The following is a 20,977-nucleotide window of genomic DNA, read 5'->3' on the forward strand; positions in this document are numbered from 1 at the left end:
GGTTTGAGGTGCCCTTCACCAGCGTTTTCCGTGGTCAGTGGCGTGGAGCGACCCGATTCCCTTGATCCAGTCCGGATTGTCCGACCTGTTCGCGTACGGGCGGCCCAGAGAGGTGAGTGGGAGCTCGACGCCCCCCGACGCCGGCTCCGTGGAGGCCACACTGACGACCGCCACGCGGTCCAGGCCAATGCCTTCTCGGAAGTCCGTCAGGTTCGGCGGACCTCGACGAGGCGGGCCGAGACCACGACGTTGCCCGCGTAACCGGTCTCCTGGGTGAAGGCGCCGCCGCAGGTGATCAGACGCAGCTCGGGGAGGCCGGAGTCGCCGTAGACCCGTTCGGCGGGGAAGCCCTCCTTGGGGACGACCTCGACGCCGTACACGGAGAAGACGGCGGTCCGGCCGTCGCGGCGGGCGATCTCCACCCGGTGGCCCTTGCCGACGGCGCCGAGGTCGTAGAAGACGGCCCGGCCGCCCGGGGTGTCGACGTGGCCGACGACGACGGCGGTGCCGCGCTCACCGGGGGTGACGGCGCCGGTGAACCAGCCCGTGAGGTGGTCGTCCTCGGGCGGCGGGGCCTCGATCCAGCCGTCCGCGTCGAGGCCGACCTCGGTGACGGGCGCGTCGACGCGGACCGCCGGGACGCGTACCCGTACGGGCGGCGAGGCGGGCAGCGGCTCCGGTACGGAGGCGGGGGCGGGGCCCGCGTCGGCCGCCCGGGTCCCGTCGGGGGCGGCCACGGCGAGGGGCTGCGGAGGGCCTTCGGCGCGGAGTTCGTCGGCTCCCCCGCGTACGAGGTGGATGCCTATGAGAAGGACGACGGCTACGACGCCCCAGGCACCGTGCTTCCCGGTCCCCGCGTCGCGCGTCCCCGTTCCGTTCGACCCCTGCACGCCCCGCGCTCCTCCTCCGTGGGTGGAAGCCCCTCCGCCCCGGTCCTCGTCACACCGGGGTGGAGGGGCGGTCTTGGTCCCCCTGCTCCGGCCGCCGTCAGGCGTTGCCGTCGGCGCCTCGGCGGCGGGTCAGGACCACGGCCGCGCCGAGTGCTCCGGCGATCAGCAGGACGCCGGTGACGAGTTCGGTGGCGCCGAGTCCTTCGTCGGCGGAACCGGCCTCGGAGCCGAACCCGGCCTTCACGCCCTTGTGTGCGCCGGGGGACGTGTCGGGTCCTGTGACATCGCCCTTGTCGTGGTCCGGGCCGGTGTGCGGGGCGATGGTGAGGTTCGCGGTGCCGCGCTCGCCCTTGCAGTCGAAGGTGATCTCGTAGCGGGCGCCCGCCTTGGCCTCGACGTCGACGGTGGCGCTTCCCGGGCGGCCCTCGTTCAGGGTCACCGTGTCGAACACCCCGGAGGTGACGGTCACGGACGGCACTTCGCAGCCGTCGGAGGTGAGGGTGACGGTGCCGCCGGGGGCGACCGTCTCGGGGGTGACGGAGAAGCCGAACGACGTGATGTTCGGTTCGTTCTCCTCCGCCAGGGCCGTCGGTGCCGTGGCGAGTCCCAGGGCCGCGGCGGAGAGCAGGGCGGCGGAAGCGATACGTATCGCGCGCATGGCGGTCCTCCCGATCACGCGAGGGTGCGGAGCGGAGCGATTCCGCGCCCGGTAACGGAAGACCCTCACCGCGATCGAAGCTAGGTGCGACCCCGGCGCGCCGCCACCGGGCTCCGCCGAACGGGGCACGGCATGCCCTGGACGCCCCGCCCCGCCCCCGCTCCCCCGTCCGTCCCGGCTATGGGACCCGGATGACCTGCCCCGCGTACGAGAGGTTGCCGCCGAAGCCGAAGAGGAGGACCGGGGCACCGGAGGGGAGTTCGCCGCGCTCGACGAGCTTGGCGAGGGCCAGCGGGATCGAGGCGGCGGAGGTGTTGCCGGAGTCGATGACGTCGCGGGCGACGATCGCGTTGACGGCGCCGATCTTCGCCGCGAGCGGCTCGATGATCCGCAGGTTGGCCTGGTGCAGGACCACGCCCGCGAGCTCCTCGGGGGCGATGCCGGACCGCTCGCAGGTCTTGCGGGCGAGCGCGGGCAGCTGCTGGGTGGCCCAGCGGTAGACCGACTGGCCCTCCTGGGCGAAGCGCGGCGGGGTGCCCTCGATCCGGACGGCGTTGCCCATCTCGGGGACCGATCCCCACAGGACCGGGCCGATGCCGGGCGCGGCACCCGTCTCCCCGCCCTCCACGGCCTCGACGATCGCGGCGCCCGCGCCGTCGCCGACGAGGACGCAGGTGGTGCGGTCCGTCCAGTCGCAGACCTCGGTCATCTTGTCGGCGCCGATCACCAGGACCCGGTGGGCTCCCCCGGCCCGCACGGCGTGGTCGGCGGTCGCCAGGGCGTGGGTGAAGCCCGCGCAGACGACGTTCAGGTCCATGGTCGCGGGCGAGGCCATGCCGAGGCGGGCGGCGACGCGGGCGGCCGTGTTGGGCGAGCGGTCGATCGCCGTGGAGGTGGCGACGAGGACGAGGTCGATGTCGTCCGGGGTGAGCCCGGCGGCCGCCAGGGCCTTGCCCGCCGCGTGGGCGGCGAGCTCGTCGACGGGCTCGTCCGGTCCGGCGACGTGCCGGGTGCGGATGCCGACCCGGCTGGTGATCCACGCGTCGTCGGTGTCGACGATTTCCGCGAGGTCGTGGTTGGTGAGCACCTTGGCAGGCTGGTAGTGCCCGAGCGCGGCAATGCGAGTGCCCGTCATACCGGGACCCCCTCGGTGGTTCGTTCGTCCAACAGGACCCCCCAGTCTTGCCAGCGACTGAGCGGTAACAGGTGACGTAAACCACCAACATTCACCCGTACCGCTTGGCCGACCATGACAAGGGCCGGGGTGGGGTAAGGGCCCCCGGTGACGGAGAATGGCCCCCGTCAGGGCCGCTTCCGTCGCGTTTTCGCGTCCTCACGGCCTTCCACGCGAGAGAATCGAGTGCGATCACGATGGGACGGGTCACCGAGCGGCGGCGTGTCATGCGGATCCGCGACGGGGCGGTGAACACGCGGCCCGACACCCTGGTCGCCGAGGAGCCGCTGGAGATCCGGCTGAACGGCCGGCCGATCGCCATCACCATGCGCACTCCGGGGGACGACTTCGCGCTCGCGGCGGGCTTCCTCGTCAGCGAGGGCGTCCTCGCGGCGGCCTCGGACGTGCGGAACATCGTGTACTGCGCCGGGGCCACGGACGACGGCCGCAACACGTACAACGTGGTGGACGTGCAGCTTGCGCCGGACGTGGTCGTCCCGGACATCTCCCTGGAGCGGAACGTCTACACGACGTCGTCGTGCGGGCTGTGCGGGAAGGCCAGCCTGGACGCGGTGCGCACCACGGCGCGCTTCCCGATCGCCGACACTCCCCCCGTACGGATCGCGCCCTCCCTCCTGTCCGTCCTGCCGGAGCGGCTGCGGGCGGCGCAGCGGGTCTTCGACTCGACCGGCGGGCTGCACGCGGCGGCGCTGTTCACGGAGGACGGCGAGCTGCTCGACGTACGGGAGGACGTGGGCCGTCACAACGCCGTGGACAAGCTGGTGGGGCGGGCGCTGCGGGAGGGGCTGCTGCCGCTGGAGCGGGCGGTGCTCCTGGTGTCGGGGCGGGCCTCGTTCGAGCTGGCGCAGAAGGCCGTGATGGCGGGGATCCCGGTGCTCGCGGCGGTGTCCGCGCCGTCCTCGCTCGCGGTGGACCTGGCCGCCGAGACGGGTCTGACGCTGGTCGGCTTCCTGCGCGGGGCGAACATGAACGTGTACGCGGGCGAGCACCGGATCGCCGTCTAGGGGGCGTCGGGGCCCAGAGTCCGTCGGCCTCGCCGCGGGCGAGGTGTTCGGCGTAGACGCCGACCTTCCAGGTGGTGAGTGGGCCGCGCGTACGCCATCGACCCGGATGCGGCCGCACAGCTGTGGGACCTGTCCGTCGCCGCGACCGGTGCCACCCCGATCGGCCGATGACCCCGCACCGCATCCCGCGTGCGGCACCGGTGCGGGCGAGGTGGTCAGTTCTTCGGCGGGTCGATCATCTGGAGCGTGAGGGTCGCCGGGGGCTTCGCTATGCCGGGGCCGCCGGCCGCCGTCCAGGCGAGGATGTCGTCGAGGCAGTCCTCGTCGAGGGTGAAGCCGATCCAGGCGGCCCGGCCGCCGCGCCTGCGGCCCTCGGTGGAGGGCTGGACGACGACGATGTTGGCCTGGGCGCAGGGGCCGAGGCAGTCGCTCGTACGGACGGCCAGTCGGCCGCCGGAGGCCGCGGCGGCCTCGCGGAGGCGGGCGAGCTGGGCATCGTGGTCGGTGCCGGGGTTCTTGCGGGCGTCGCCGCAGCAGCAGCCCCGGCAGACGACGAGGGAGCAGGGGCGGGCCCCGTACCGTATCGGGACGGGTGTCACTCGGGGCCGTCCAGGGTGATCGCCGAGACGGGTGCGACGGTGCCGAGCCGGGGGAAGTCGAGCTCGACGGAGGCGCGGTGCTCGTCGGTGGTGAGGGCGGTCATGGCGTCCTCGGCAAAGACGAGGTCGTAGCCCAGGTCGCAGGCGGCGCGGGCGGTGGACTCGACGCCGAGGTTGGTCGCGATGCCGCCGAGGACGAGGGTCGTGGCGCCGGACGCGGTGAGCAGCTCGTGGAGTCCGGTGTCGTGGAACCCGCCGATGGTGCGCTTGACGACGACGGGGTCGCCGTCCTCGACGAGGTCGGGGACGAGCTCGCTGCCGGGCGGCTGACTGGCGACGTGGGGCCGTTCGACCCGGATGTGGACGACCGGCGCTCCGGCGGCCCGGAAGGTGTCGGCGAGCCGGGCCGCGGCGGCGAGGACGTCGGTGCCGGGGCGCGGGGCGAGGGGCAGGGCGACGATGCGCTCCATCAGGTCCACGAGGACGAGCGCGGTGCGGCCGGGATCGAGTGAGGGCATGGGAGCACCGTAGCGGCCCGGATGATCACCGTGGGGCGGGTGGGGGTGTGATCCGGCCGACGGGTGCGGGGTGCCGGGCGGAGGCGGCCGAAACCGGCTCCTCGGGGTCGCGGGCCCGGCGCTTGGCGATGACCGCGCAGACCATCAGCTGCATCTGGTGGAAGAGCATCAGCGGGAGGACGGCGAGCGAGGCGTGCGCTCCGAAGAGGACGCTGGCCATCGGCAGTCCGGCCGCCAGGCTCTTCTTCGAGCCGGCGAACTGGATGGCGACGCGGTCGGCCCGGTCGAAGCCGAGCCGCTTGGCCCCGTACCAGGTCAGCGCCAGCATCACGGCGAGCAGGACGGCCTCGACGGCGAGGAGCAGCCCGAAGCGCGCCGGGGTCACCAGCTGCCAGACGCCGGCGGTCATGCCCAGGCTGAAGGCGGTGTAGACGACGAGGAGGATCGAGCCCCGGTCGACGTATCCGAGGACCTTCTTGTGGCGGACGAGGAAGCCCCCGACCCAGCGGCGCAGGAGCTGTCCGGCCAGGAAGGGCACGAGGAGCTGGAGCACGATCTTCAGGAGGGAGTCTGCGGAGAGGCCGCCTGTGCTGCCGCCGAGGAGGAGGGCGGCGAGGAGCGGGGTCAGGACGATGCCGGCGAGGGACGAGAAGGAGCCGGCGCAGATCGCGGCGGGAACGTTTCCGCGGGCGATCGAGGTGAAGGCGATGGAGGACTGGATCGTGGAGGGCACGAGACAGAGGAAGAGCAGTCCGGCGTAGAGCTGCGGGGTGACGACCGTGGGCACGAGGCCGCGGGCGGCGAGGCCGAGGAGCGGGAAGAGGAGGAAGGTGCAGCCGAGGACGGTGAGGTGGAGCCGCCAGTGCCGGATGCCGTCGAGGGCCTCGCGGGTGGAGAGCCGGGCCCCGTAGAGGAAGAAGAGCAGCGCCACGGCCCCGGTCGACGCGCCCTCCGCGACGGTGGCGGCGGCCCCGGAGGCGGGCAGCAGCGCGGCGAGGCCGACGGTCCCGAGCAGCCCCAGGACGAACGCGTCGAAGGGGAACCAGGACGGCAGGCGGGGGATGCGGCGGGCGGTGCGGGGGGTCATGGGCTTCAGCTCTGTGGGGTGCGGGGTGTGCTTCCATCCTGGTCCAGCGGCCGGTGATCGGGAATCCCGTACAGCGCTCTGACTGTCATCGCGATCCGTGATGACAGGGCTTACGGTCGTCCTGTGTACGAACCCACACAGCTGCGCACCTTCCTCGCCGTGGCCCAGACGCTGAGCTTCACGCAGGCGGCTCGCCGTCTCGGCGTGCGCCAGTCGACGGTCAGCCAGCACGTCCGGCGCCTTGAGGAGGCGACGGGGCGGCCGCTGTTCTCGCGGGACACGCACAGCGTGGAGCTGACGGAGGACGGCGAGGCGATGCTCGGCTTCGCGCGTGCGATCCTCCAGGCGCACGAGCGGGCGGCGGCCTGGTTCGGCGGGACGCGGCTGCGGGGGCGGCTGCGCTTCGGGGCGTCGGAGGACTTCGTGACGACCCGGCTGCCGGAGATCCTGGAGTCCTTCCGGCGCGAGCATCCCGAGGTCGACCTGGAGCTGACGGTCGAGCTCTCGGGGACGCTCCAGGCGCGGCTGGCGGCCGGGCGGCTGGATCTGATCCTCGCGAAGCGGCGCGGCGAGGAGGGCGAGGACAGCGAGGGGCGGCTCGTCTGGCAGGACTCCCTGATCTGGATCGGGGCGCCGGGGCTGCGGGTCGAGCCGGACCGGCCGGTGCCGCTCATCCTCTTCCCGCCGCCGGGCATCACGCGGGCGCGGGCGCTGGAGGCGCTCCAGGCGCAGGGCCGGGCGTGGCGGATCGCGTGTACGAGTTCCAGCCTGAGCGCGAACGTCGCGGCGGCCCGGGCCGGTCTCGGCGTGATGGCGCACACCCGGGGCCTGGTGCCGGAGGGACTCGTCCCGGTGCCGGCCCGCGCGGGGCTTCCGGAGCTCGGCGAGGTCGGCTTCGTCCTGCTCCGGGGGCGGCGGGGCGGGGCGACGCAGGAGGCGGCGGACGCGCTGGCGGAGGCGATCCTGGCGGGCGGCGACCGCCTGCACCGGCCGCGCTGAGGCGCGCTCGCGGGGCGCGGATCCGCCCTCCCGCCGCCTGCACCGGCCGCGCTGAACTGCCGCCCGCTGCCCTCGGATCCGCCCTCCCGCCGTCCGCGGATCCGACCGTGCCGGCCGCGCCGAACCGCGCTCGCGGGGCGCCCGCGCGGACCGGCCACGTCGTCCTCGTACCGCCCTCCCGTGCGCAGCGGGTACAGATTCCGTGGAGATTCGCGACGGGCGGACGTACCGAGCGGTCTGCAACGCACCCACGGCACCCGTGACTTGGCCCTCCTACCCGCCCTGACCTGTGAGAACGCGGAATGTCCCGGCTTGGTGAAGGCCCTCCCACCGGGCAGGCGGGTGGGGTACCGTCACCCGCGCCGTACGGAGCGCGACAGCGGTCCCTTTCAGCCATCGAGCCGACGAGCCGACGAGGGAGGAGCAGGCCAGTGCGCGAGTTCACCGTGCCGCCCGTCGCGGCGGCGCCTCAGGTCGGCGGTCTGGCGGACGCCGTGTTCGAGCACGCCCTCGCCGATCCGGAGCGGGTCGCGTTCGGCCGCAAGGGCCGGGACGGGGTGTGGCGGGACGTGACGGCCGCGCGCTTCCGGGACGAGGTCCTCGCGCTCGCCAAGGGGCTGATCGCGCAGGGCGTGCGGTTCGGCGACCGGGTCGCGATCATGTCCCGTACGCGCTACGAGTGGACGCTCTTCGACTTCGCCCTGTGGACGCTGGGCGCGCAGCCCGTGCCGATCTATCCGACGTCCTCGGCCGAGCAGGTCTTCTGGATGTTGCACGACGCCGAGGTCACGGCGTGCGTGGTGGAGCACGAGGACCACGCGATGACGATCGGTTCGGTCATCGACCGGCTCCCCCGGCTCCAGCGCCTGTGGCAGCTGGACTCCGGCGCGGGGGCCGTGGCCGAGCTGACGGCGGCGGGTGCGGAGATCGACGAGGACGTGGTGCAGCGGCACCGGCGGGCGGTGACGCCCGAGTCGGTGGCCACGGTCATCTACACCTCGGGGACGACCGGCCGCCCCAAGGGCTGCGTGATCACCCACTCCAACTTCATGTTCGAGTCGGACATGCTGACGGGCCGCTGGGACCCGGTCTTCCGGTCCCGGCCCGGGGAGCAGGCGTCGACCCTGCTGTTCCTGCCGCTGGCGCACGTCTTCGGGCGGATGGTGGAGGTCGCGGCGGTCCGGGCCGGGGTGAAGCTCGGCCACCAGCCCGTGATGGCGGCCGGGGAGCTGCTGCCGGACCTGGCGGCGTTCCGGCCGAGCTTCGTGCTCGCCGTGCCGTACGTCTTCGAGAAGGTCTTCCACGCGGCCCGGCGCAAGGCGGAGAGCGAGGGGCGGGCGGGGCCCTTCGACAAGGCCGTGGAGGTGGCGGTCGCGTACGCGGAGGCGCTGGAGCAGAAGGCGTTCGGCACGGGCCCGGGACCGTCGGCCGCGCTGCGGGTGCAGCACCAGTTCTTCGAGAAGACGGTGTACGGGAAGATCCGCGCCGCCCTGGGCGGGCGGATGCGGCACGCGATGTCGGGCGGTTCGGCGATGGACCGCCGGCAGGGCCTGTTCTTCGCGGGCGCCGGGATCACGGTCTTCGAGGGGTACGGGCTCACGGAGTCCTCCGCCGCCGCCACCGCGAATCCGCCGGAGCGGACCCGGTACGGCACGGTGGGACAGCCGGTCCCCGGGACGACGGTGCACATCGCGGAGGACGGCGAGGTGTGGCTGCACGGGGGGCAGGTCTTCTCGGGTTACCTCAACGATCCGCAGTCGACCTCCGCCGTCCTCAACGACGGCTGGCTCGCCACCGGCGACCTGGGCTCGCTCGACGAGGACGGCTATCTGACGATCACCGGGCGGAAGAAGGAGATCCTGGTGACCTCGGGCGGCAAGAGCGTCGCTCCTTCGGGGCTGGAGGAGCGGGTGCGGGCGCATCCGCTGATCGCCCAGTGCATCGTCGTCGGCAACGACCGGCCGTACATCGCCGCCCTGGTGACGATCGATCAGGAGGCGGTGGAGCACTGGCTCGCGATGCAGGGACGGGCGCCCCTCTCGCCGGCCGAGCTGGTGCGCGATCCGTCCCTGGAGACGGAGATCCGGCGGGGCGTGGTGGCGGCCAACACACTGGTCTCGCAGGCGGAGTCGATCCGTACGTTCCGGATCCTGGCGCATCCGTTCAGCGAGGAGCACGGGCTGCTGACCCCTTCGCTGAAGCTGAAGCGGAAGGCGATCGAGCGGGCGTACTCGGCGGAGGTCGAGGCGCTGTACGGGTGACCGGCAGGCCGTCGCCCGTGAAGCGGGCGACAGGCAGGGTTTCTGACGGACCATCAATTGACGTTGCGTCAGTTATTGACGGTTCATCAGCACGGTCACAGAATGCGGTCACCCGACGGAGGGACGACCGACGTGCCGCGACCGATCCGCACCCTCGCCGCCGCAGCGGCGGCCCTGCTCCTCGCCACGGCCTGCAACTCGGCCTCGACCGGTGGGACGTCGGACGAGCCCGGCTCCCCCGGCGGCTCCGCACGCGGAGTCACCGCCGACACGATCAAGGTCGGCGGCATCGTCTCCATGACCACCGCGAGCGGCTACTCCAAGAAGGACACCGATCTCGGCGCCAAGGCGCGCTACGACCGGGCCAACGCCGAGGGCGGGGTGAACGGGCGCAGGATCGACTACCTGGGCGCCGAGGACGACGGTCAGGACCCCGCGAGGAACCTGGCGGCGGCCCGCAAGCTCGTCCAGCAGGACAAGGTCTTCGCCGTCTCGCCCATGAGCTCGGTCACCTTCGCCGGAGCCGACTTCCTCGACCGCCAGAAGGTGCCCACCGTCGGCTGGGGCACGCTCCCCTCCTTCTGCGGCCCCAAGCACCTCTACGGCTTCAACGGCTGCCTCGTCCCGACCCCCGGCGGCACCCTCAACCAGACCTGGCCCGAGGGGCTCGCCACCGTCCTCGGCGGCGCACGGGGCAAGTCGGTCGCGCTGATCGCCGGCGACAACGACGCGGGCAAGTTCGGCATCCGCACCTTCACGCAGGGCTTCAAGGCGGCCGGATTCCAGCTCGCGTACGCCAAGGCCGCGGTGCCCGCGACCTCCCTGCCCAGCGACTGGTCGGCGTACACCAAGGAGATCCTCCGCTCGGGCCCGGGCGGCAGGGCGCCCGACGCCGTCGTCTCCGTGATGCAGACCCCGTACAACATCGGCCTGTTCACCGCGCTCAAGCGGTCCGGCTACAAGGGCGTCATCTCCGACCCGACCGACTACGACCCCGGGCTGCTCGCGAAGGACGCGACGCGGCAGGCGCTCGACGGGGTGCACGTGCTGCTGCAGTTCCAGCCGTTCGAGTCGGAGAGTCCCGCGATGGCCCGGTTCAAGGCGGACATCAAGAAGGCGGCCGGCGGGAAGGACGTGCCGCTCAACATGCACATGATGACGGGGTACATGTCGGCCGACCTCTTCCTGTCCATCGCCGCGAAGGCGGGCAAGGACCTGACCGTCGAGTCCTTCCAGCAGGCGGCGGCCGGCTTCTCCGACACCGGCACCCTCGTCGGCGACCGCGCCGAGCCCAAGGGGCAGAAGGAGAGCTTCGGCTGCGGGGCGCTCGTCCGGCTGAAGAACGGGCGCTACGAGGTGGCCGTGCCGTTCAAGTGCTACCCGCCGATCCCCTTCGGGTGAGGACACCTCGCCGTGGGTGACCTGCTGGGTTTCGTGCTGAGCGGTCTTGTCTCCGGTGCGCTGTACGCGCTGCTCGCGACCGGACTCGTGCTGTCGTACTCCGCCTCCGGACTCTTCAACTTCGCGCACGGCGCCACCGCCTACCTCTGCGCGCTCGCCTTCTACGAACTCCACTCCGGCTTCGGCTGGCCCGCCGTGCCGACGGCGCTCCTGCTCGTGTGCGTCGTCGCGCCCGGGCTCGGCTGGGGCCTGGACCGGCTGATGTTCCGCAAGCTGGCCCGGGTCGGCGAGACGGCCCAGATCGTGGCCACGATCGGGCTCCTTGTCGCCCTGCCCGCGGCGGGGTTGTGGGTGGTCGAGCTCCTGGAGCGGGCCGGCGCCCCGGTCCAGCCCGCCGAGAACCAGTTCGGGCTCCCCGGCGTCGGCCCGAGCCCCGCCGTGTCCTGGCAGCCCCTCGACGGCGTCGGCATCGACTCCGACCAGCTGATCACCTGGCTCGCGACGGCGCTCGTCGCCGCCGGGCTCTGGGTCCTGATGCGGCACACCCGGCTCGGGCTGCGGCTGCGGGCGGCCGTCGACAACCGCTCGCTGACGGAGCTGCGGGGCATCAGCGCGGACCGGCTGTCCTCGATCGCCTGGATGCTGTCGTCGGGGCTCGCGGGCCTCGCCGGGGTCCTCGCGACCCCGCTCCTCGGCCTCTCCGCGCACGACTACACGCTCTTCCTGTTCGTCTCCGCGACCGCGGCGGTGCTCGGGCGCTTCCTCTCGGTGCCGCTCGCGTTCGCGGGCGGGCTCGGACTCGGGGTGCTGCAGAACCTGGTGGCGGGGTACGCGTCGTTCGCCGAGGACATCACCGGCTTCCGTACGGCGGTCCCGTTCCTGATCCTCTTCGGCGGCCTCGTCGTCCTCGCGCAGCGCCGCCGTGCGGCGGGTACGGCGGCCGCGGATCCACCGCCGGTCGACTACCTCGCGGGGAAGGGGCCGGGCCGCAGGTGGGGCGCGTGGGCCGCCGCGGGCGCGCTCCTCGCCACCGCCTTCTACACGGTCACCACGCCCTTCTGGTCCGGGATCCTCGCGCAGGGCCTCGCGCTCGGGCTCGTCCTCATGTCGTTCACGGTGGTCACGGGCCTCGGTGCGATGGTGTCGCTCGCCCAGGCGACGTTCGTGACGGGAGCGGCGCTGGTGGCGGGGCTGCTGATGAGCCACGGCTGGCCGTTCGTGGCCGCGGCGGCGGTCGGCACGGCCGCGGCGGCGCTCCTCGGGGCGGTGGTCGCACTGCCCGCGCTGCGGCTCGGCGGCCGGTCGCTGGCGCTCGCCACCCTGGCCCTCGCGTTCCTCGCGGACCAGGTGCTGTTCCAGGTGGGGTGGCTGCGCAACGGGGACACGGGGTGGGAGATCCCGCGCCCGATCCTAGGCCCGCTGGACCTCGGCGACGACCGGGCGCTCGGGGTCGCGCTGGTGGTGCTGTCCGCGGTGGTCGTGTGGCTGCTGACCTGGCTGCGCGGCTCCCGGTGGGGCCGGGCCGTGCTCGCGGTCCGCTCGGCGCCGGAGGCCGCCGCCGCCTCGGGGGTGTCGGTCGTCCGCACGAAGCTCCTGGTCTTCACGGTGTCGGCGGGCCTCGCGGGCTTCGGGGGCGTGCTGTACGCCTCCTACAACACGCGGATCACGGCGACGGACTTCACGGCGATGACGGGTCTGGTGTGGCTGGCCGTCGTGGTCGCGGCGGGGGTGCGGCGCCCGCAGTTCGCGGTCGTGGCGGGGCTGGTCTTCGCGGTCGTCCCTCATCTGATGGCGACCTACGTGACAGAGTCCGCGCACCTGCCGGTGATCCTGTTCGGCCTGGCGGGTCTGGCCCTCGCGAACGACCCGGACGGCTACTGCGCGGCGCTGCCGTCGCGGCGAGCGGCACGGGCTGCGCGGACGACAGGGACGGCAGGGACGGCAACAGCACCGACGACGCAGGTCGTACGCGAGGACGCGCCGGTGCCCGTACCCGCGCAGGGGCGGGCGCAGGCGGCCGGCTCCGAGGCGCACGCGCCCCCGCCCGCGCTCGCCCTGCACGGCGTGCGCGCCGGGTACGGCGGCGCGGCCGTGGTGCACGGGGTCGACCTGGAGGTCCGTGGCGGGGAGGTGCTCGTGCTCCTCGGGCCCAACGGGGCCGGGAAGTCGACCCTGTGCCGGGTGGCCGCCGGGCTGCTCCGCCCGTCCGCCGGGACCGTACGCGTATTGGGCCGGGACGCCGGGCGGGACGACACCGTCCGGCGGGCCCGGCGCGGGGTACGGCTCGCGCCCGAGGGGCGGGGGATCTTCGCCGGGCTCTCGATCGAGGAGAACCTGGCCCTCCAGTTGCCCGCGTCCGAGGACCGCGACGCCGTGTACGCGCGTTTCCCCGCGCTCGCCGCCCGCCGCACCGTCGCCGCCGGCTCCCTGTCCGGCGGCGAACAGCAGCTCCTGGCGCTCGCCCCGCTCCTCCAGCGCCCACCCGCCGTCCTCGTCGCCGACGAACCCTCCCTGGGGCTCGCGCCCCGCGTCGTGGACGAGGTCTTCCGCCTCCTCGCCGAGCTGCGGGACAGCGGCACGGCGCTGCTCCTCGTCGAGGAGAAGGCGGCCGAGGTCCTCGGGATCGCCGACACCGTCGCGTACCTCTCGCAGGGCGGGATCGCCTGGTCCGGGCCGCGGTCCGAGGTGGACAGGGACCGGCTCGCCGAGGCCTACCTGGGGACGGGAGTCCGCCGATGACGAGCGCCCTGCTCCACGCCGCCGGCGTCGGCGTCCGCTTCGGCGGCGTCCACGCCCTGCGGGACGTGACCGTCTCCGTACGCCCCGGCGAGGTCTGCGGCCTCATCGGGCCGAACGGCGCCGGCAAGACCACCCTGTTCGACGTCCTGTCCGGGATCCGGCGGCCCGACGGCGGGAGCGTCGCGTTCGCGGGCGAGGACATCACCCGCCGCTCCCCCGCGTGGCGGGCCCGCCACGGCATCCGCCGGACCTTCCAGCGCCAGCAGCTCTTCGGGCAACTGACGGTGGCCGACAACCTGATGGTGGCCCAGGACTGGAGGGGCGGGCTCGGGCCCGGTGCGCGCCGCCACCATGAGCGGGCCGCCGCCGTGCTCCGCGAGTGCGGGCTCGACGCGCTCACGGACGCGTACGCCGGCGCGCTGCCGGTCGGGCAGGCCCGCATGGTCGAGCTCGCCCGGGCCCTCGCCGACCCGCCGCGCGTGCTCCTCCTCGACGAACCCGCCTCCGGGACGACCGCCGAGGAGCGCCGCCGACTCGCCGCCGTCGTCCGCCACATGGCGGAGGAGAAGCAGTGCGCGGTGCTGCTCGTCGAGCACAACGTGCCCTTCGTGATGGAGCTGTGCTCGCGCGTCGTGGTCCTGGACCTCGGGCGCGTCCTCGCCGAGGGGACGGCGGACGAGGTCCGGGCCGATCCGGCCGTGCGGGAGGCGTATCTCGGCACGTCTCCGGGCGCGGCGGAATTCGGGGGCGGCTGAGATCGTTGTACGGGGGAATATCCCCCGACGACGTTAGGACCGAGCGCACGTGAGCACGGACAACAAGGTCCCCTCCCTCACCCTGAACAACGGCGTGCCGATGCCGCAGCTGGGCTTCGGCGTGTGGCAGGTGCCGGACGACGAGGCCGCGACGGCCGTGTCCACCGCCCTGGAGGCCGGCTACCGGTCCATCGACACCGCCGCGATCTACCAGAACGAGCGGGGCACCGGGCAGGCCGTCGCCGCCTCGGGGATCCCGCGCGAGGAGCTGTTCGTCACCACCAAGCTGTGGAACAGCGAGCAGGGTTACGACGCGACGATGCGCGCCTTCGACGCCTCCCTCGAGAAGCTGGGCCTCGACCACGTCGACCTGTACCTGATCCACTGGCCGCTGCCGGAGAAGGACGCGTACGTCGACACGTACCGGGCGTTCGAGAAGATCCACGCGGACGGACGGGCGCGGGCCATCGGCGTCTCGAACTTCCTGCCCGAGCACCTGGAGCGGCTGATCGGCGAGACGTCGGTCGTCCCGGCCGTCAACCAGATCGAGCTTCACCCGCAGCTCCAGCAGACCGCCTCGCGCGAGGCGCACGCACGGCACGGCATCGCGACGGAGGCGTGGTCGCCGCTCGGTCAGGGCAAGGGGCTCCTGGAGGTCCCGGCGATCGTGGCGATCGCGCGGAAGCACGAGCGGACTCCGGCCCAGGTGGTGCTGCGCTGGCACCTCCAGCTGGGGAACGTGGTGATCCCGAAGTCGGTGACCCCCTCGCGCATCCGCGAGAACATCGACGTCTTCGACTTCACGCTCGACCCGGAGGACCTGGCGGCGATCGCCGCCCTCGACGAGAACCGCCGCATCGGGCCGGACCCGGCGGAGTTCCACGTCGGCGCCTGAGGCGTCGCAGGGTGAGGGATCACGGGGTGAGGGTCGCAGGGTGAGGGGTCACAAGGTGAGCGAGGGGAAGACGGCGTGAGCGGTGGTGCTCCGGGGCCGGTCGAGGAGGGCCTCTACCGGGTACGGAACAGGGCGAGCGGGCTGCTGATGGAGATCTTCGAGGGATCGGCCCGCAGCGGTGCCAAGGTGCAGCAGGGCGCCGAGACCGGGACCCCCGGGCAGCACTGGCACATCGCACCCGTGCCGAACGGCGGTGGGCTCTACCACCTGGTCAACGCGGCCAGCGGGAAGCGGCTCGACGTCATGAACGCGTCGACGGAGAACGGCGCGCTGATCCAGCAGTGGAAGCCGAACAACTTCGGCGCCCAGGAGTGGATCATCGAGCAGGACCTCCAGGCGCCGGGCACGGTGGCGCTCGTGAGCTTCGTCAGCGGTCTCTTCCTGGAGGTCGCGGACGGCTCGCGGGAGGCCGGCGCGTCCGTCCGGCAGTGGGAGGACACCGACTCCCCGTCCCAGTGGTGGCGGTTGGAGCCGGTGTCCTGACCTGTGCGGCCCGGGCCGTCAGCCCTTGCGGGCGGTGTGGACGGTGCGGGCCGTGAGGTGGAAGAGGTCCGTGCGGTGGTGCAGGGACCTCTCGTCGGCCGGGTCGAGGAGCCGGTCGAGCGTCTTGCGGTCGTCCGGGTCGATGCGGTCGCCGAAGCCCTCGCGCAGCCGCTGGAAGTGCGAGACGGCCAGCTCGCGGGCGGCCGGGGAGACGGGCGCGGGAAGGTCCGTGAGGAAGGTGCGGGTGCCGGCGGGGGTGAGGCCGGCGGCGGTGAGGAGCGCCCGCCAGTCGTCCGGCTCGTCGACGGAGCCGGGCGTCGCGGCGCGCATCTCGCCGAACCAGTCGGCGTTGGCGGCGTCGAGGCGGGCTTCGAGGCCCGGTCGGCCGATGCCGATGTGCCAGGGCAGGTGACGGGTGGGCAGGCCGCCCTCGGCGATCGCGATCAGGCCGCCGGGGCGCAGGATTCCGGCGAACTCGGCGAGCGCGGCCCGCTGGTCGCCGATGTGGTGCAGGGAGTTGCCCGCCCAGACGAGGTCGGCCTCGCCGAGCGTCCCGATGGCCTCGGGGAGTTCGGCGTGCAGCGTGGAGACCCGGGCGCCGAGGCCGCGGGACTCGGCGCGGTCGCGGGCCCGTACGAGGAGTTCGGGGCTGCCGTCGACGGCGACGGTCTCGGCGGCCGGGAAGGCCTCCGCGAGCAGGCTCGTGACGACGCCGGGGCCGCTGCCGATGTCGAGGACGCGCCGGACGCCGTAGACCGGGGCGAGGGTGCCGAGCCAGGCGGCGGCCTCGGCGTAGGCGGAGCTCGCGATCTCGGCCTGCCGCTCCAGGAGCGGACCGAGCTGGTTCCAGTCCAGGTGGGTGCTGTCGTGGTGGTGGCCGTGGCCGTGACCGTGACCGTGGTCCTGGTGGTCGTGGCCGTGGTGGGATGCGGGGTGCTGACTCATGGTCCCAGGGTGCGGCGGGGCGACGGGAAGCGCCAGAAATGTTGCCGGTACGGCAAAGATCTTGGGCTTGTTTGCAGGACCGGCAAAGGAGGCCGAAGCCACTTCGCCGTACGGGCGGCTCAGCTCGGTCCGGGCGGCTCAGCTGCGGGCGCGGGAGGCTCAGCTCGGTCCGGGCGGGCTCAGCTCCGGGCCCGGTGTTCCTGCGGGCTGACGCCGCGTACCCGCTTGAAGGCGGCGCTCAGGGCGAACGCGCCGCTGTAGCCGACCTGCCGGGCGACCGCCTCGACGGTGGCGTCCGTCTCGCGCAGCAGATCGGCGGCGAGCGCGATCCGCCAGCCCGTGAGGTACGCCATCGGCGTCTCCCCCACCAGCTCGGCGAAGCGGCGGGCGAGCGCGGCCCGGGAGACGCCCGACTTGGCGGCCAGCGAGGCGACGGTCCACGGGTGGGCGGGATCGTTCTGGAGCAGCCGGAGCGCCCGGCCGACCACCGGGTCGCCCATGGCCCTGTACCAGGCGGGCGCCTCGGCTCCGGGCCGCGAGAACCAGGCGCGGACGACGGCGATGAGCAGCAGGTCGAGGACCCGGTCGAGCACGACGGTCTGGCCGGGTTCGTCGCGGGCGATCTCCTCGTCGAGGAAGGGCATCAGGGGGCAGTTCCACACGTCGGCGGGCATGTGGATCAGGGCCGGCAGGGCGTCGAGCAGCCGTCGGCCGACCTCGCCGTCCATCCGGTAGGTGCCGACGAGGACCGTGCTGCTGCCGTCCGGGGCGTTGCCCCAGGTCCGGACACCCAGGCGCATGGTCTGCGCGAGCGGCTCCCCGCTGAGGGTGGTGCAGCGGCCGTCGGGGCCGATGCGGGCGCGGGGCGGTGCGTCGGGGGCGTCCGCGACGGTGTACGGCTCCGGGCCGCGGGCGATGGCGATGTCCCCGGGCCGCAGGAGGACGGGTTCACCGGTGTCGGGGACGAGCCAGGCCTCGCCCTCGGTGACGCACATGAGGCAGAGGGGCGCGCCGTCCTCGATCCGTACGGACCACGGCGGCTCCATGATCATGCGGAGCAGGAAGGCGCCCTTGGCGCGGGGCCCGTCGAGGAGTCCGGCGAGTGCGTCCATGGTCGGCAAGCGTACGTGGCGGGTGTCCGGGCTCGTGAGACGGAGGCGTAGGTGGGTGAGACTGCGGAGCATGGGCGGGCGGGGCTCTGGGCGGGAGTCTTGAGCCATGACGACGAACACGCAGAACACGCAGAACGACCAGGCCCGCAGCACCGGGACGATCCTCGTGACGAGCGCCTCCGGCAAGACCGGGCGGCGCGTGGCCGAGCGGCTCGCGGCGCACGGGGTGACGGTCCGCGCCGGGTCCCGTACCGGCACGACCCCCTTCGACTGGGAGGCGCCGGAGACCTGGGCCCCGGCGCTCCGGGGCGCGGACGCTGCGTACGTGGCCTACTACCCGGACCTCGCGGCCCCCGGCGCGGCCGAGGCGATGAGCACCTTCGGCCGGCTCGCCGCCGAGAGCGGGGTGCGGCACCTGACGCTGCTGTCGGGGCGCGGGGAGCCCGAGGCGGTCGTGGCGGAGGAGGCGCTGCGGGCGGCGGCCGACGGGGTCGGACTGACCGTCGTACGGGCTTCGTTCTTCGCGCAGAACTTCTCCGAGGGGCTGCTCGCGGAGGGCGTCGCGGAGGGGACACTGGTCTTCCCCGCGGGTGAGACGGTCGAGCCGTTCATCGACGCGGACGACCTGGCGGACGTCGTAGTGGAGACGCTGACGGCGGAGGGGCACGCGGGGCGGGTGCACGAGGTGACGGGACCTGCGCCGGTGTCGTTCGCGGAGGTGGCGGCCGAGATCTCCCGCGCCTCGGGCCGCCCGGTGGTCTACGAGGCGATGCCGGAGGCGGAGTACGCCGGGCTCCTCACGGGGTTCGGGCTCCCGGCGCCGGAGGCCGAGTGGCTCGCGGCCCTGTTCGCGACGCTCCTCGACGGCCACAACGGCTGGGCGACGGACGGGGTGAAGCGGCTCCTGGGCCGCGAGCCGCGCTCGTTCGCCGCGTTCGCCGCCGCGACGTGGGGCGACGCGGGCGCGTGAACCGGAGTACGCGTGAGGCCACGCGGGCGCGTGAACCGGAGTACGTGTGAGGCCACGCGGGCGCCTGAACCGGCGCCTCTCCGTGGAATCGGTTCCTCCCCCTCAGCCGTACCGCTCCGCCAGCGTCCGTACGGTCGCGGCGACGCGCTCCCGGAGGTCTTCGGGGGCGAGGACCTCGACCTCCGTGCCCAGGGCGAGGAGCATGTCGTGGGCGTGCTCGGGCGATTCGACGGGGAGGGTCGCGCGGGTCCAGCCGTCGGGCTCCGGGACTCCCGTCGCGGCGAGGGCCCCGGCGGCGGCCCCCGTCAGCCGGGCGGCGCCGCGCGGGGAGATCCGGACGAGCGCCTCGCCCTGGTGGAGCCGGGCGTGGAAGTCGGCCTGGCTCGCCCGCCAGTGGGCGGCGAGGTCGAACCCTTCCGGGACGACGGCCTCCTCGTCGGTGACGGTGAGGTCGAGGATCTGGTCGACGCGGTAGGTGCGCGGCCCGGGCCCGGCGACCAGGTACCAGCGGCCGGCCTTGAGCACGAGGCCGTACGGCTCCAGGCGCCGGTCGACGTCGGTCGGTTCCTTCCAGCGCCGGTAGCGGACGGCGAGCACCCGCCCGGTGCGGACGGCGTCGGCGACCGGGGGGAGGAACGGCGCCTCGGTGTCCTCCGCGTACCAACCGGGCGCGTCGATGTGGAAGCGGCCCCGCAGCCGGTCGACGTGCTCACGCAGCGGGGCGGGGAGGGAGGCGCGCAGCTTCAGCTGGGCGTCGGCGAAGTGCCCGCCGAGGCCGAGTTCGTCGGCGGCGACCGGAAGCCCGGCGAGGACGAGGGCCTCGGCCTCGCGGGCGTACAGGTCGGTGAGCCGGGAGCGGTACCCGGAGAGCAGCTGGTAGCCGCCGCGGTGTCCGGCGTCCCCGTAGAGGGGGATGCCGGCGGAGTGCAGGGACTCGACGTCCCGGTAGACCGTGCGGACGGAGACCTCCAGCTCCTCGGCGAGGGCGGCGGCGGTCATCCGGCCCCGGGTCTGGAGGAGCAGGAGGATCGAGAGGAGCCTGCCCGCTTTCATTCCGACTTCACTGACACAAGATGTCAGTGAAGCGTTCGTACAGTCCAGCCATGGCTTTCGCGGAGAAGAATCTGTTCGTCCTGGAGCCGGTCGAGATCGGCGGCCGGCACCTCAAGCGCTACCACGTCACCGCCGATCCCGCCGGTGTCGAACCGGAGGTGGCCGAGGCGGCGTACGCCCTGCTGCCCGAGCTCCTTCCGGAGCCGGACGGCACGCCTGCGGCGGGTTTCGTGGTGCTGCACCGGGGCGGTGACACCGGGGCGTACCTCAACGTCTACAGCTGGGTGTGGGACAACGTGCTCCACTTCGGCGGTGCGGCGGCGGGCCAGCCGGCCCTGGACTGCCCCGACACCGACCCGACCCGCTTCGTCCCCGTGACCGGCACGGAGCGCGAGCGCTCGTGGATCGGCTGCGTGTGGGAGCTGGCGCCGCTCGTCCACGAACGCGACGCGTGGGTCCGGCACATGCTGGTCCCGGAGGTGCCCGATCTGGCGGGGTACCTGGGGGATCCTCTCCGCTCCGGTACGACGGGGGCGACGGAGGCGACGGAGGCGACTCCCCGTCGAAGGGGTTCAGCGGCCGACGCTGCGGCTGTACTCAGCCGCGCCTGACGAAGCGGGCCAGCCGGTATCGGGGGTCGTCACGGGGGCGATCCTGGTCCGGGAGGGCCGTGAGGGCGGCGGCGAGCGCGTCGACGGACGCCTCGTCGCCGTCGAACCAGGAGGCGAAGTAGCCGCTGCGCAGCTTCCGCACGGTGTCGCGTGGGGTGTTGCCCTGGCCGTGGCCCGTGAAGTGGGCGCCGGGGGCGGGGTCGAGACCGTGGTCGGCGGCGTGACGGGTGATCAGGTCCGCGCGGTCGGCGGCGGATGCGGCCTTGCGGTGGGGGCGGAGGATCTCGTCGATGTCGCTGCCGACGTCGTGGGCCGCGTCCTTGTCGACGGTGACGATCAGGACGCCGCCGGGGCGCAGGACGCGGGCCGCCTCGGCGACGATCTCCGGCGCGAAGGGGACGAGGTGCAGCAGCCAGACGGCGGATACGGCGTCCAGGGAGGCGTCGGGCAGCGGCAGCCGCCGGGCGTCGGCGCGGACGGTCCGTCCGGGCAGGCGCCCGGCGGCCGTCCGCAGCATCGCGTGGGCGGCGTCGGCCCCGTACACGCGCAGCCCCGGCCTGGCGAGCCGTTCGGTGACGAGGCCGGTGCCGCAGGCCAGGTCGAGCAGGGTGCGGGCGGTGGGCGGCACGAGCCGGAGCACCGCGCCGGCCGCCGCCTCGGCGCGGGGCACGCCGCCACGGGTCCGGTCGTAGTGCGCCGCCTCGGCCTCGTAGTCCAGCACGGTGTCCGCCATGCCGATGAT

General features: G+C 73.7%; 20 protein-coding genes and 1 pseudogene. 10 read left to right on the forward strand and 11 right to left on the reverse strand.

Annotated elements, in window-relative coordinates; translation table 11 throughout:
* Positions 1-206: 206 nt before the first annotated feature.
* The 3 genes from ASC82_RS14605 to ASC82_RS14615 form a co-directional block, all read right to left on the reverse strand.
* Entirely contained in the window at positions 207-890 is a 684-nt protein-coding gene (locus ASC82_RS14605) for a class F sortase (RefSeq protein ID WP_056647126.1), read from the reverse strand.
* 97 nt (positions 891-987) lie between these two features.
* Complete coding sequence (locus ASC82_RS14610) at positions 988-1,548, reverse strand: hypothetical protein (RefSeq protein ID WP_056647130.1); 561 nt, start codon at positions 1,546-1,548, stop codon at positions 988-990.
* Positions 1,549-1,726: 178 nt separating this feature from the next.
* Positions 1,727-2,683, reverse strand: a complete 957-nt coding sequence (locus ASC82_RS14615; protein WP_056647133.1) for a beta-ketoacyl-ACP synthase III — start codon at positions 2,681-2,683, stop codon at positions 1,727-1,729.
* A gap of 236 nt (positions 2,684-2,919) precedes the next feature.
* Between ASC82_RS14615 and fdhD the strand changes: the two genes are divergently transcribed.
* Positions 2,920-3,747, forward strand: coding sequence for a formate dehydrogenase accessory sulfurtransferase FdhD (gene fdhD, locus ASC82_RS14620; protein WP_056647136.1), 828 nt, complete (start codon positions 2,920-2,922; stop codon positions 3,745-3,747).
* A 4-nt stretch (positions 3,748-3,751) separates the two neighbouring features.
* On the opposite strand, the pseudogene ASC82_RS31080 reads toward fdhD, so the two are convergent.
* From ASC82_RS31080 to ASC82_RS14635, 4 genes and pseudogenes are all read right to left on the reverse strand, one after another.
* Positions 3,752-3,817, reverse strand: a pseudogene (locus ASC82_RS31080) (MerR family transcriptional regulator); the annotation flags it as partial.
* Between the two features lie 145 nt (positions 3,818-3,962).
* Positions 3,963-4,346, reverse strand: coding sequence for a hypothetical protein (locus ASC82_RS14625; protein ID WP_056647137.1), 384 nt, complete (start codon positions 4,344-4,346; stop codon positions 3,963-3,965).
* Complete coding sequence (locus ASC82_RS14630; protein WP_056647139.1) at positions 4,343-4,864, reverse strand: isochorismatase family protein; 522 nt, start codon at positions 4,862-4,864, stop codon at positions 4,343-4,345. The genes ASC82_RS14625 and ASC82_RS14630 overlap by 4 nt, the downstream gene beginning before the upstream one ends.
* 25 nt (positions 4,865-4,889) lie before the next feature.
* On the reverse strand, positions 4,890-5,951 hold the full coding sequence (locus ASC82_RS14635; RefSeq protein ID WP_056647142.1) for a bile acid:sodium symporter family protein: 1,062 nt from the start codon (positions 5,949-5,951) through the stop codon (positions 4,890-4,892).
* A gap of 123 nt (positions 5,952-6,074) precedes the next feature.
* Here ASC82_RS14635 and ASC82_RS14640 point away from each other — a divergent pair, with 123 nt between their 5' ends.
* From ASC82_RS14640 to ASC82_RS14670, 7 genes are all read left to right on the forward strand, one after another.
* Positions 6,075-6,950: a LysR substrate-binding domain-containing protein gene (locus ASC82_RS14640; protein ID WP_056647145.1), complete on the forward strand. Its 876-nt coding sequence runs from the start codon at positions 6,075-6,077 to the stop codon at positions 6,948-6,950.
* A gap of 431 nt (positions 6,951-7,381) precedes the next feature.
* On the forward strand, positions 7,382-9,211 hold the full coding sequence (locus ASC82_RS14645; RefSeq protein ID WP_056647149.1) for an AMP-dependent synthetase/ligase: 1,830 nt from the start codon (positions 7,382-7,384) through the stop codon (positions 9,209-9,211).
* Between the two features lie 132 nt (positions 9,212-9,343).
* Positions 9,344-10,612: an ABC transporter substrate-binding protein gene (locus ASC82_RS14650; protein ID WP_056647152.1), complete on the forward strand. Its 1,269-nt coding sequence runs from the start codon at positions 9,344-9,346 to the stop codon at positions 10,610-10,612.
* A 12-nt stretch (positions 10,613-10,624) separates the two neighbouring features.
* The gene (locus ASC82_RS14655; protein WP_056647155.1) at positions 10,625-13,351 is read left to right on the forward strand and encodes an ATP-binding cassette domain-containing protein; all 2,727 of its coding nucleotides are present in this window, start codon (positions 10,625-10,627) and stop codon (positions 13,349-13,351) included.
* Positions 13,348-14,106, forward strand: a complete 759-nt coding sequence (locus ASC82_RS14660; RefSeq protein ID WP_056647159.1) for an ABC transporter ATP-binding protein — start codon at positions 13,348-13,350, stop codon at positions 14,104-14,106. The genes ASC82_RS14655 and ASC82_RS14660 overlap by 4 nt, the downstream gene beginning before the upstream one ends.
* Positions 14,107-14,206: 100 nt before the next feature.
* Complete coding sequence (locus ASC82_RS14665; protein WP_056648552.1) at positions 14,207-15,001, forward strand: aldo/keto reductase; 795 nt, start codon at positions 14,207-14,209, stop codon at positions 14,999-15,001.
* A gap of 75 nt (positions 15,002-15,076) precedes the next feature.
* On the forward strand, positions 15,077-15,544 hold the full coding sequence (locus ASC82_RS14670; RefSeq protein WP_079039267.1) for an RICIN domain-containing protein: 468 nt from the start codon (positions 15,077-15,079) through the stop codon (positions 15,542-15,544).
* 18 nt (positions 15,545-15,562) lie between these two features.
* Here ASC82_RS14670 and ASC82_RS14675 read toward each other — a convergent pair whose 3' ends face one another.
* A complete protein-coding gene (locus ASC82_RS14675; protein ID WP_056647162.1) occupies positions 15,563-16,489 on the reverse strand; it encodes a class I SAM-dependent methyltransferase in 927 nt (308 codons plus the stop codon).
* A 179-nt stretch (positions 16,490-16,668) separates the two neighbouring features.
* Positions 16,669-17,601, reverse strand: coding sequence for an AraC family transcriptional regulator (locus ASC82_RS14680; RefSeq protein ID WP_056647165.1), 933 nt, complete (start codon positions 17,599-17,601; stop codon positions 16,669-16,671).
* 106 nt (positions 17,602-17,707) lie between these two features.
* On the opposite strand from ASC82_RS14680, the gene ASC82_RS14685 reads away from it, so the two are divergent.
* Positions 17,708-18,571: an NmrA family transcriptional regulator gene (locus ASC82_RS14685; RefSeq protein WP_056647168.1), complete on the forward strand. Its 864-nt coding sequence runs from the start codon at positions 17,708-17,710 to the stop codon at positions 18,569-18,571.
* A gap of 102 nt (positions 18,572-18,673) precedes the next feature.
* Here ASC82_RS14685 and ASC82_RS14690 read toward each other — a convergent pair whose 3' ends face one another.
* Positions 18,674-19,624 (reverse strand): YafY family protein, encoded by a 951-nt coding sequence (locus ASC82_RS14690; protein WP_056647171.1) that lies wholly within the window; start codon positions 19,622-19,624, stop codon positions 18,674-18,676.
* Positions 19,625-19,674: 50 nt separating this feature from the next.
* Here ASC82_RS14690 and ASC82_RS14695 point away from each other — a divergent pair, with 50 nt between their 5' ends.
* A complete protein-coding gene (locus ASC82_RS14695; protein ID WP_242427656.1) occupies positions 19,675-20,235 on the forward strand; it encodes a hypothetical protein in 561 nt (186 codons plus the stop codon).
* On the opposite strand, the gene ASC82_RS14700 is transcribed toward ASC82_RS14695, so the two are convergent.
* Complete coding sequence (locus ASC82_RS14700) at positions 20,222-20,956, reverse strand: class I SAM-dependent methyltransferase (protein ID WP_056648555.1); 735 nt, start codon at positions 20,954-20,956, stop codon at positions 20,222-20,224. The genes ASC82_RS14695 and ASC82_RS14700 overlap by 14 nt on opposite strands.
* Positions 20,957-20,977 lie beyond the last annotated feature (21 nt).

Origin of the sequence: Streptomyces sp. Root431 (assembly GCF_001426585.1) — a bacterium.
Classification (GTDB): domain Bacteria; phylum Actinomycetota; class Actinomycetes; order Streptomycetales; family Streptomycetaceae; genus Streptomyces; species Streptomyces stackebrandtii.

Bases quoted from the DNA above. Each gene is read 5' to 3' on its own strand.
- ASC82_RS14615 (WP_056647133.1), bottom strand. From the start codon at position 2,683: ATGACGGGCACTCGCATTGCCGCGCTCGGGCACTACCAGCCTGCCAAG.
- ASC82_RS14665 (WP_056648552.1), top strand. From the start codon at position 14,207: ATGCCGCAGCTGGGCTTCGGCGTGTGGCAGGTGCCGGACGACGAGGCC.
- fdhD (WP_056647136.1), top strand. From the start codon at position 2,920: ATGGGACGGGTCACCGAGCGGCGGCGTGTCATGCGGATCCGCGACGGG.
- ASC82_RS14680 (WP_056647165.1), bottom strand. From the start codon at position 17,601: ATGGACGCACTCGCCGGACTCCTCGACGGGCCCCGCGCCAAGGGCGCC.
- ASC82_RS14685 (WP_056647168.1), top strand. From the start codon at position 17,708: ATGACGACGAACACGCAGAACACGCAGAACGACCAGGCCCGCAGCACC.
- ASC82_RS14630 (WP_056647139.1), bottom strand. From the start codon at position 4,864: ATGCCCTCACTCGATCCCGGCCGCACCGCGCTCGTCCTCGTGGACCTG.
- ASC82_RS14690 (WP_056647171.1), bottom strand. From the start codon at position 19,624: ATGAAAGCGGGCAGGCTCCTCTCGATCCTCCTGCTCCTCCAGACCCGG.
- ASC82_RS14695 (WP_242427656.1), top strand. From the start codon at position 19,675: ATGGCTTTCGCGGAGAAGAATCTGTTCGTCCTGGAGCCGGTCGAGATC.
- ASC82_RS14675 (WP_056647162.1), bottom strand. From the start codon at position 16,489: ATGAGTCAGCACCCCGCATCCCACCACGGCCACGACCACCAGGACCAC.
- ASC82_RS14635 (WP_056647142.1), bottom strand. From the start codon at position 5,951: ATGACCCCCCGCACCGCCCGCCGCATCCCCCGCCTGCCGTCCTGGTTC.
- ASC82_RS14660 (WP_056647159.1), top strand. From the start codon at position 13,348: ATGACGAGCGCCCTGCTCCACGCCGCCGGCGTCGGCGTCCGCTTCGGC.
- ASC82_RS14610 (WP_056647130.1), bottom strand. From the start codon at position 1,548: ATGCGCGCGATACGTATCGCTTCCGCCGCCCTGCTCTCCGCCGCGGCC.